Source organism: Methylopila musalis, assembly GCF_042679725.1.
GTDB lineage: Bacteria > Pseudomonadota > Alphaproteobacteria > Rhizobiales > Methylopilaceae > Methylopila > Methylopila musalis.
Window position 1 is genome coordinate 1 of record NZ_JBHTMX010000324.1, and the last position, 1,899, is coordinate 1,899.

The 1,899-nt window shown below is 74.1% G+C and carries 2 protein-coding genes; both read right to left on the bottom strand.

What is annotated here, in order from left to right; all coding sequences use genetic code 11:
• The coding region (locus ACFQ4O_RS17235; protein ID WP_378777571.1) for a condensation domain-containing protein at positions 1-756 on the bottom strand (756 nt) is incomplete at its 3' end.
• Positions 753-1,899: beta-ketoacyl reductase (locus ACFQ4O_RS17240; protein ID WP_378777572.1), on the bottom strand; the 1,147-nt coding region annotated here is incomplete at its 5' end. The genes ACFQ4O_RS17235 and ACFQ4O_RS17240, both read right to left, overlap by 4 nt.

The window sequence follows — 1,899 nt, forward strand, 5'->3', positions numbered from 1 at the left end:
GCCGCCGAGGCCGCGCGCCGGCGGACGGGGCCGGTCCAGCGGCAGCTCCAGCGGCGGGGCGGTGACGTCGAGCCGCGTCTTCCAGAACTCCCACTGGGCCTCGCCCTCGGGGCTCGCCAGCAGGGCCTCCTGCGCCGCGACGAAGGCGTCGTAGGTCCGGCGCTCGGAGGCCGGCAGCGACCGGGCGCCGCCCGCCTCCGCCGCGTAGAGACGGCCGAGCTCGTCGAGGTTCAGCCACAGCGACCAGGCGTCGTAGACGACGTGATGGGCGACCAGCAGCAGCACGTGGTCGTCGGGCGCCGCCGTGAACAGCGTCAGCCGGAACAGCGGGCCGGTCCTCAGGTCGAACGGCCGGTCCACCTCCGCCTGCACGCGGGCGGCGAGCGCCGGCTCGTCGAGGCCGCCAGCGTCGATCGCCGCGAAGGCCGCGTCCTGATGGCCGCGCACGATCTGCACCGGCTCGCCGTCCACGCTCTCGAACGTGGAGCGCAGCTGCGGATGGCGGTCCACCAGCGCCTGCGCGGCGCGGGCCAGAGCGGCGACATCCACCGTGTCGCGGACGCGGGCGGCGAAGGCCACGTTGTAGGCCGGGCTCTTCGGCGCGCTCTGGTGCAGGAACCAGAGCGCCTTCTGGCCCCGGGACAGCGGATGGCGCGTCTCCTGCGCCTCCGCCTTGCGCCGCAGCAGGCTGGCGAGGAGCGCCTTGCGCTCCTCCGCTCTCGCCGCCGCGCTCACGTCGATGGTCGCGATGCTCACGCCGCTTCTCCCCCGATCAGGCCACGTTCCCCGAGCTGCGCGATGGCGCGCTCCATTTCCTCCGGGCTCAGCTCGTCCAGCCGGGCGAGCGTCGCGTCCACGTCGATGTCGCCGTCGAAGGACAGCGGCGCGAGCGCCGGCGTCGTTTCAGGCTCCACTGTTTTCGGCGTCGCCGCCTTGGCTTCAGCCCCGCCGTCGAACAGCGCGGCGAGATGGGCGATGAGCTGGGCGAAGCTGGAGCCGCGCATCAGCTCCAGCGTGGAGACCTTCACGCCGAGCGATGTCTCGACGCTGGTCTGCAGCTCCATGGCCATGAGCGAGTCCACGCCCATGGCCAGCAGCGAGCGGGTGGCGTCCACCGCGTCCGGCTTCAGGCGCAGGATCTCCGCCACCTGTCCGGTGAGCGCCCGGCCCACCTCCTGCTCGCGCTCCGCCGGGGACAGAGCGGCGAGACGCCGCCGCAGCTGCTCGGCCTCGCCGGCGCCCTCGCCGTCGGCCGCCGGCATCAGATGGGCGTAGCGGGGCGACGCGGCCCAGGCGGGATAGACCCCGCCCCAGAGCCGCCACTCCATGGGCGCGGCGGCCATCTGCGGCTGGTTCCAGCCGAGGATGCGCTCGATGGCGTCGAGCGCCTGCGCGGGCGTGAGCGAGCCGACGCCGACCCGCGCCAGATGCTGCTCCACCCCTTCGTGCCGCGCCGCCATGCCGACCTCGGACAGGGCGCCGAGATTGACGCTGACCGCGGGCAGCCCTTGCGCGCGCCGGTGATGGGCGAGCGCGTCGAGGAAGGCGTTGGCGATCACGTAGGTCGCCTGTCCGGGACTGCCGATCAGCGAGGCGATGGACGAGAACACCAGGAAGCTGTCGAGCGGCAGGCCGGCGGTGTGCCGGTGCAGCCACCACGCGCCCAGCGCCTTCGGGCGCAGCACCGTGTCGAGTTGTTCGGGCTTCACGGTGTAGATCGGGCCGTCGTCCAGCACGGCGGCGGCGTGGAACACGCCCTTCAGCGGCGGCGCCTCGGCGGCGATCCGCGCGATCAGCCCTTCCACCGCGGCCTCGTCGGCCACGTCCGCGGCGGCCGCCAGCACCGTGACGCCCATGGCTTCGAGCGCCTCCACCGCCGCGCGGCCCTCGGACGTCGCC